This is a genomic window from Desulfovibrio sp. (genome assembly GCF_035644575.1).
In the GTDB taxonomy this organism is placed as follows: Bacteria; Desulfobacterota; Desulfovibrionia; order Desulfovibrionales; family Desulfovibrionaceae; genus Desulfovibrio.
In genome coordinates, this window is sequence record NZ_DASQOG010000021.1 from 1 (window position 1) to 8,167 (window position 8,167).

The 8,167-nt window shown below is 60.8% G+C and carries 6 protein-coding genes; all 6 read right to left on the reverse strand.

Going from position 1 to position 8,167, the window contains the following annotated elements; genetic code table 11:
• A partial coding sequence (recO, locus tag VEZ52_RS00845) for a DNA repair protein RecO (RefSeq protein ID WP_324835127.1) occupies positions 1-706 on the reverse strand: 706 nt, incomplete at its 3' end.
• Complete coding sequence (locus tag VEZ52_RS00850) at positions 703-1,746, reverse strand: helix-turn-helix domain-containing protein (protein ID WP_324835128.1); 1,044 nt, start codon at positions 1,744-1,746, stop codon at positions 703-705. The genes VEZ52_RS00850 and recO, both read right to left, overlap by 4 nt.
• A gap of 81 nt (positions 1,747-1,827) precedes the next feature.
• Entirely contained in the window at positions 1,828-2,787 is a 960-nt protein-coding gene (locus VEZ52_RS00855; protein WP_324835129.1) for a SurA N-terminal domain-containing protein, read from the reverse strand.
• 107 nt (positions 2,788-2,894) lie between these two features.
• Positions 2,895-4,127 (reverse strand): peptidylprolyl isomerase, encoded by a 1,233-nt coding sequence (locus VEZ52_RS00860; protein ID WP_324835130.1) that lies wholly within the window; start codon positions 4,125-4,127, stop codon positions 2,895-2,897.
• Between the two features lie 76 nt (positions 4,128-4,203).
• A complete protein-coding gene (mfd, locus tag VEZ52_RS00865; RefSeq protein WP_324835131.1) occupies positions 4,204-7,647 on the reverse strand; it encodes a transcription-repair coupling factor in 3,444 nt (1,147 codons plus the stop codon).
• A gap of 288 nt (positions 7,648-7,935) precedes the next feature.
• A partial coding sequence (locus VEZ52_RS00870) for an IscA/HesB family protein (protein WP_324835132.1) occupies positions 7,936-8,167 on the reverse strand: 232 nt, incomplete at its 5' end.

An 8,167-nucleotide genomic window follows, 5' to 3' on the forward strand; every position in this document is an offset into this window, starting at 1 on the left:
ATTGCACAAAACCGTCAATAACCTTGGCGCACGCGCGCCGATCTGCCGCAGGCAGTTCTTCCGCATGCCAGCCGGAGGGAAATTCTTGCTGCACATGACGCAAAAGGTCAAGCCCGGACGCGCCCAGTTCCACGCCATACCGCGCTGGTCCCGTTGTCGCGCGGCACGAAGGGCAACGCAACTGGGCCTCGTCAACCACAAACTGCGCGGGGCCGGTTATGGCCGCGCCGCAGGTGCCGCATCGGCCCAGATCAGGCGCAAAACCCAAAACGCCAGCAAAACGCAGGCGGAAAAACAGGGGCAGCAGCGAGGGCACATTTTCCGCTTCTTCCAGCGTCTTGCGCAAATCTTCAACCAGCAGAAAGGCCTCGTCCGCGCCTTCGTCATTGACGCCAAGCGCCTCCACAAACCGTAGGCAGTTGGCCGCCAGCCCCATGCGCCGCCAGTTTCCGCGCAAGTTTTGCGGTCCGCCCAGCAGCACGGCCTCCTCAAGATTGAGAAAGCTGCCGCGCCCCGAGGCCTTTACCCTGCAATGCAGGCTGTTAAGTACATCCAGGCAGCCGCAAAAACGACGCCTGCTGCGGCTGCCGCCAAAGGCGAACAGCGTCAGCAGGCCGTGTTTGCGACAAAGCATTTTCAGCCACAGATCTGATTCGCGAAAGTGCCCGATTCGCAGCACAAGCGCGTGATCTGCCCATTCGGTCATGGCCTGTCCGCAGGGGGAAACACCAGATTGCGCACCTGACCGCTCTGTCCCGCCGGGGGCAGTTCTTCACCGTCATACCGCAGGCGCACACCGCCAGCGTTGCCGAGCTTCAACTCCAGGCTTTTGCTGAACGTGAGGGCAAAGGTATCGCCCTTATGCAGCGAAAACTGGCGAGTATCGGTCTTGTCTGCGCTGGAGTGAATCCAGCATTCTTCTGTGGCGGTGATAATAAGTTTGTGGGCACCTACGGGCACGTCACTACCCTGCGAAGCGGCTGCGGGCGCAGCGGCAGAGGCCGCCGGAGTAGCCGGAGGCATTGAAGCCGGCGTGCCAGCAGCGGGCGCATTCGCGACAGGTGCGCTGGCGGCAGTGCCGCGCACAGGGGGCAAACCTGGGGCAGCTGGCTGACTTGCCGATTGGGCCGAAGCCTGCGCCGAGTTTTGCGCAGAGCTTTGCACAGTCGCCTGGGCCGGAGCCTGCCCCTGTGCAGGAGCAGCAGCGCCTTGTGGCTGGCTGACAGTCGCCGGGGCTGGAGCCTGTCCCTGAGCGGGGGCAGCAGGGGCGGAAGGCCGACTGGCCAGATTGCCGGGGTCAACAGACTCGGCGCTCTGCAAGGGGGCGGGCTGCGCCAGACGGCGCGTCTGACGACTCAGGAAGTCAAAGACCCCCTGTTGCCAGGCAACCAGCACCACAGCGACCACGCACACCATGAAAAGCCCGGCCAGAATGGGCTTGAGGTTACGCCGAGGGGTGAGAACCATCTCGGGCTCATAAACATTTTGCGGCGCAACGGGTTCAGAAGCAGCCTCAAGCGCCCCAAGCGCCTCACTGACTTCCTCAGCCGAAAGGCCAACATAGGACGCGTATGAACGGATAAACCCCTTGGTGTACGCCAGAGGGGGCAAGGACGTCTCGTCCCCTTCCTCCAAAGCGCGCAGAAGACGGGCGCTGATTTTCAGCTTGTTTGCCGCATCTTCCATGTCCAGACCCCGCTTTTCGCGCTCAACGCGCAAAGCAGCGCCCAATTCCACTAAGGTCATGAAAAGCCTCGATAATGGTCTTGCCGCCCCGAGGGGGCGGCGGTTGCCAGCAAAAAGCCGGAACCACCCGTGGCGGCCCTGCTACATTCTGATATCAATAACGGCCCGGCTGCGAAGCTGGTTGGTGTAGTCTTCAAAACGCTCCATAGCCTTGGGCTGGCGCAGAATGCCGTCGATCATCGGCTTGGCCTGCTCAAAGGTGAGCATCTTGATTTCACCGCCGCCAGGGCGGTACAGGCGCACCTGCGCCTTGCGGCCCTGAAGCTCGAAAATATCCGTTACATCGCCGGGTTTCATGCTGGTGAGACGGGCCTCCCACTCGGGGTTGAGCTTGTCCCACTCCACTGCGCCCATGTCGCCGCCGTTTTCCTTATTGGGAGCGATGGAATACTTGCGCGCCACTTCCTCAAACGAAACCGCGCCAGACTTGATCTGCGCAGCCAATGCCGCAGCATTGGCATTGGGATGATACACCAGAAGGGCCATGTGCAGACCTGAGCGGTCATACAGGGTGGCCTTGTGAGCTTCGTAGTAGGCCTTGATCTCATCTGGGGTCACAACAACCCGGCGGCCCACTTCCATTGCCATAACACGCTGGCGAATCAAGCCTTTTTCAATATTGCCACGTAGTTCGCCGACACTGGTCTTTTGCTGGGCCAGGCGTTCTTCAAACTGCTGTTTGGTGAGGTTGTTCGCCTTCATGATCTTGGTGATTTCGCTGTCAATTTCAGCAGAAGAAATGGAAATCTTGAGACGCTTGGCTTCCTGCGCAACCAGAATATCCATGATCATGCCGTCCAGCGCCTTGCGCAGCACGGCGTCCACGGCCTTGGCCTGGGCGGGATCGTTGGGATTGATACGCGCCCGCATAAGATCAGGAACAGCGTTTTTCTGCAGATCAAACATGGTTATAACCTGACCGTTCACCACGGCCGCCACCTTGTTGATCTGTGCGGCCTGAGCGCCAAAAGCGGTCATAAAACAGATAACCAGCGCCAAAATAAGCGTTTTTCTCACGTTATACTCCCTGCTTGCGCGCAAAAATTCCGCGCTTTATCTGTAAAATTATATCCCAATCCAGCGCAACATGCAATGCAACCGCTGCAACCGCAGCCATCAGCCAGTCTGGGCATGTTGCATGCAAAGCCTCAACGGCGCCGCGCGGAGCCGCCGTTGTCGCGCCTGCGCTGCTGATCGCCAGAGGCTTTTGCAGCAGGGGCCGTTTCTGGATTATGGCCCTGATTTTCCAATGTCCCATTGGCCCTGGGATCGTGGGAACCTTCAAGCACGTCGCCCTCGTACACATCATCCTTGCCAGGGGACAAAGCCTTCATGTCCTCCGCAGCGCCAGAAACATCAGGCACGGCGGGTGCATCGCTGCCCTGCCCGCCAGCGTGCGACGCCGGGGGAGCGAGCAGGTCGGGGGCAAGCTCCTTGCCCACCATGATGACGGAGCTGGCCAGAGCCTTTTCAAGCCAGCGCTCAAAAGCCTCAGACATCTTCTGCTCCCGCAGGATGCCTTCCACCAGCGGATAGGCCTCCGCCAGACTGATGTGCGCTGGCGGGCGGCTTTCAATCAGCCCAAGGCTGCGCCACAGGCCTTCCTCCTGCCGCACGGGGGCACACTGGCCCGGTTTGAGTCCGGCAGCTGCCTTGCGCCAGCCCTGGGGCAGATCGGTGGGCCGCACATTCTGGCACTGGAGCTGCACCTTGCTGCGCGCTTCACTCATGCCACCGGGAAATACGGCGCAAAAGCCTTCCACGTCCTTGCGCGATTCGCCAGAAATCAGGCAGACGCGCAGAGTTTCGGGCATCTGAAAATCGTCTTCGTGGGTCTGGTAGTAGTCGCGCAGTTCAGGCAGCGAAACACGGATGCCCGCTGCAAGAACCCGTTTTTCAAATGTGAGCATGGAAAGATGGTCAAGCAGCAACGCGCGCCATTCTGAAGGGTCAATTGATTCTTCAGCCAGATATTTTTCTAGCCCGTCAGCGCCGCCGTAATCATTCCTTACTTCTGCCACGGCTGTTTCCAGCATGGCAGGGCTGACCGACATCTGGAGCCGCTGCAAATCCTGCCGCACCAGAGCGTAAATGATCAGAGTGCCCAGCCCTTCGCCGTATTCGCGCCGCATGTTTTCCAGCGAAGGAGTGCGCATGGCCCCAAGGGAAGGCGAACGGCTGTCGAGCAGGGTCTGCAATCTGCGCAAGCTGATGGGCTCGCCATTGACCGTAGCCACCACGCCGTCGGGGAGCCGGGTTTCAAAACAGGCTGCCAACAACAGGCAAAAACAGCAGGCCAGCGCCACGCGCAGCGGGCGGGCCATGCGGGCAGACCGAGCGCCGATCTGAAAAAAACGCGCCAAAGCTATGAGGGGCTGCATGAATCCGTCCACCATTTTTCCCATACATTCAGACCAGTTCTATGACCTGAAAAAAAGACACAGGCGCAAACCAGCACTATGCCCCGGCTTTAACACGAATACCTTCAAGGGCGGTGCGCAACCTGTCCAGCCCCTCGGGGAATGAAACATCAGGCGACATCGGCAGATGCAGCCCGGCAGGCGGCAGCATGCGCGCGTCCTTCATGGAAGCCGTCAGGGCTACAATGCACTCGGGCTGCACGGCGGTCTGCCCGTCCGGCCAGACAAGCCGCACATGATTGATGTGCACATCGGCCTTTTGCACCTGCAACTCTGTGAGGAACTGCTTGAAATCCAGCACGGCAAGGAAGTTGCGCAGTTCTTCGGGGAAGGGGCCAAACCTGTCGCGTATGCCGAGGGCCGCTTCCTCGCGCGCCGCACCGCCGGCGGCGGATGTGAGCGTTTTGTAGCAGCGCAGCCTTTCGCGCCCGTCCTCAATGTACGATGCGGGAATATGCGCAGGCAAGCCCAAAGTAAGTTCCGTCTCCACGGTCTGCGCTTCTGGCGTCCCCTTGAGGCGGCCCACGGCCTCTTCCAGCATTTCAAGGTACAGATCAAGGCCCACGCGGCACATGTGGCCCGACTGCACCTCGCCAAGAATATTGCCCGCGCCGCGCAGGCGCAAGTCTTCCATGGCGACCTGAAAACCAGCCCCCAGGTAGTCCATATCCATAATGATGCGCAGGCGTTCCTCCGCAATGAAGGTGAGGCGTTCCGCATCCGGCACCACAAAAAAGGCGTAGGCCTGCCTGTCGCTACGGCCCACGCGGCCCCGCAGCTGATAGAGCTGCCCAAGGCCGAACATCTGGGCCTGATCCACCACCAGCGTATTGGCGCGGGGAAAATCCAGCCCTGATTCAACAATGGAGGTGCATACCAGCACATCAAGCTCGCCATGCCAGAACTTGTGCATGGTGTCTTCAAGCTCGGTTTCAGACATCTGCCCGTGCGCCATGCCTACCCGGGCCGTGGGCACGAGGGTATGCACGTATTCGGCCACCCGCTCCAGACCCTGCACACGGTTGTAGACCCAGAACACCTGGCCTTCGCGCTCGATCTCCCGCTCAAGCACCTTGCGCAGCACGGAATCATCCCGCCGCAGCACAGCCGAAGCCACAGGCTTGCGATCCTGCGGCGCGGTTTCAATAATGGAAAGCTCGCGTATGCCGGACATGGAAAGCTGCAAGGTACGCGGAATGGGCGTTGCCGTCAGGGTGAGCACGTCCACGTTCTTTTTAAGGGCCTTGAGCTTTTCCTTGTGGCGCACGCCAAAGCGCTGTTCTTCGTCCAGAATGAGCAGTGCCAGATTGGGGAGTTTGACGTCGCTTGAGAGCACACGGTGGGTGCCAATGAGAATATCCACCTGCCCGGTGGCGGCAGCCTTGAGAACTTCCTTTTGCCTTGGTCGCGTCACAAACCGGCTGAGCAGCCCCACATTGACGGGAAAGCCCGCCAGACGCGCGCGAAAGGTCTGATAATGCTGCTCGGCAAGCACCGTGGTGGGGCAAAGCAGCACCACCTGACGCCCCTCGGAAGCGGCGCGGAATGCAGCGCGCAGGGCGACTTCCGTCTTGCCGAAGCCCACATCGCCGCACACGAGCCTGTCCATGGGCTGAGATTTGTCCATGTCATCCAGCACGTCCTGAATGGCCTTGGCCTGATCGGGCGTTTCTTCAAAGCCGAATGTGGCCTCAAATTCGTGGTACAGCTCGCCCGGAGGGTCATAGCGGAAGCCCTTGGTCACCTTGCGGTAGGCGTACATTTCCACAAGGTCGGCGGCGATCTTTTCAATGGCCTTGCGGGCCTTCTCCTTGCCCGAAGTCCAGCCTGTGCCGCCCAGCCGGTCCAGCGCGGGTTCCACGCCTTCCGAGCCCTTGAACCGCTGGATAAGTCCCATGCGGTCGGCAGGCACATAGAGCTTGTCGCGCCCGGAGTATTCGATAAGCAGAAAATCGTTGGCAACGGCGTTGACGTCCATGTGGTGCAGCCCGGCAAAACGGCCAATGCCGTAATCGCGGTGCACCAGCAGATCGCCAGCCTTGAGATCGTCAAAGGAATCCAGCCCCTTGAAAACACGCGAAGAAACGCGGGGCGTCTTTTCCGCCTTGGGGTACAGGATATCCTCGCCCAGAACCAGGGCGTTGTCCCACGCCAGATCCGCCCCCTGGCGGAAGGGTGAAACAAGCGCAAAAAGACCGCGCTGGTCGGGCGCATAGCGCTGGGCAGGAAGGATGCCGTCCTGCTCTGCCAGTTTAAGAAACTTTGCGCGGCTGCGACCAGATGAAAAACTCAGCACCACCTGCCTGCGCGCGCCCTGCCACTCCTTGAGAGCGGTGGCAAGATGCTGCCAGGGGCGATCCTGCGCGCCGGAAAGAGGAAAAAGATCGCTGAAGGAATGCAGGGTTCTTTCCGCAAAATCCAGACCGCGCTCTTCCACGCCCATGACCAGAGGTTCGGCGTACACGCGCTGAAAGGCGTTCCACGGGGCGGGTTGCGAGCTTTTACGCAGGGCCAGCGCCGCGGGTTGGGGCAGGGACGCGTCCTCGGCCTCAAGCCGCTCCTTGAGGGCAAGGCGGCCATCCCGCAGGGCCTCGGCGCTGTCGGCCTCGCCGGGCAGCAACCACAGGCAATCCTGCGGCAGCCAGTCTTCCAGCAGGCTGGGAGCTTCTACGGCGCAACCGGGCAGCAGGCCAGCGCCGCCAGCATCCAGCGATTTTTTAAAGGAATAGCAGTCGTTTTCGCCAATGCGGCCTTCGGCAAACATGCGGTCAAAGCGCTTGCGCGTGGCCTCGGTCTCGCGCGCATCAAAGGCTAGCGGGCTGACAGGCAGCAGGGTCAGTTCGTCGCATCCCTGCAAAGACCGTTGGGTCTCCGCGTCAAAGAAGCGCATCTCCTCCAGCGTGTCGCCAAAAAATTCCAGTCGCACGGGGCGGGCATAGCCAGAGGGGTATAGATCAAGGATATCGCCACGCCGGGCCATTTCACCGGGCCGCGTGACCATGGCAACGCGCTCGTAGCCCCACTCCACCGCCTGCTCCAGCAGCAGCTCGGGAGCGTAATCACTGCCCTTGCCAAGTTCCAGCGTGCGCGTGTGGAAAAAATTGACCGGCATGTAGCGCAGCAGCAGGCTTTCAATACTAACCACCAGCACACGCGGTTTGCCAAGGGTGAGGGAATACAGCGCGGCAAGCCGGGCAGCCCATGAGGGTTTGTCCTGCCACTGGCTCAGGGCTGGCAGCCCCAGGCAGGGCCACTGCCATGCAGGGCGCACAACTGCCGGATCCGCCAGAGAAATTTCGGGAGAAAAAAGGGCCGCAAGGGCGCGGGCCGCGTGGAATTCTTCGCGGGTGCGGGCCACAAGGGCCACGCTGCGTCCTTTGTCCAGAGCCTCGCAGGCAAGGCGGCAGCGCGTGACCATGCCGCTGCGTTCCAGATATATCTGCCTGTCGTTGCTTGAGAGCAGTGCGCCGAAAGTGTCCATGAACCTGTGGGGGGTTATATAACAGCACAAGGGGCAGCCTGCGCCGCCCCCGACGATAAACCTGGCGGCAGCCGGAGGCTGCCGTCCAATATTGATAACAAAACCCTTTCACGGGTTTTGCGCCGCCTTCGTCGGCAAGGCCGCCGGGCGGAAAGGCACGGAAATCTGGCGCGTTACGGCGCGGCAGAGCCGCAGCCTGCTCCTGATTTCCGACCATGCTGACTTTGTCTACATGGTCAAACCGGGTGGCAGCAAAAGGCTGCCACCCGGTTTGCAAGTCATTTGCTTCTAGTGTCCGCAGCCGCCGCCGCAGCTACTGCAACCACCGCCCGTCTGGGGCAGGGGCACCGTGGGTTCAACTGTGAAACCCGCGTAGGAGAGATCAATCTTCACGCCTTCAACCTGAGCAAGAAGCTCCTTGTTGATGCAGAAGGTGAATCCGCCCTGATCTTCGCTCATATCTTCATCCGTCGCGGCGTCCAGGGCAAGGGCCAGATGCGGCCCGCTGCACCCGCCGGGG

Coding starts and splice junctions, on each gene's coding strand:
- VEZ52_RS00850 (WP_324835128.1), bottom strand. CDS start 1,746: ATGACCTTAGTGGAATTGGGCGCTGCTTTGCGCGTTGAGCGCGAAAAG.
- VEZ52_RS00860 (WP_324835130.1), bottom strand. CDS start 4,127: ATGCAGCCCCTCATAGCTTTGGCGCGTTTTTTTCAGATCGGCGCTCGG.
- mfd (WP_324835131.1), bottom strand. CDS start 7,647: ATGGACACTTTCGGCGCACTGCTCTCAAGCAACGACAGGCAGATATAT.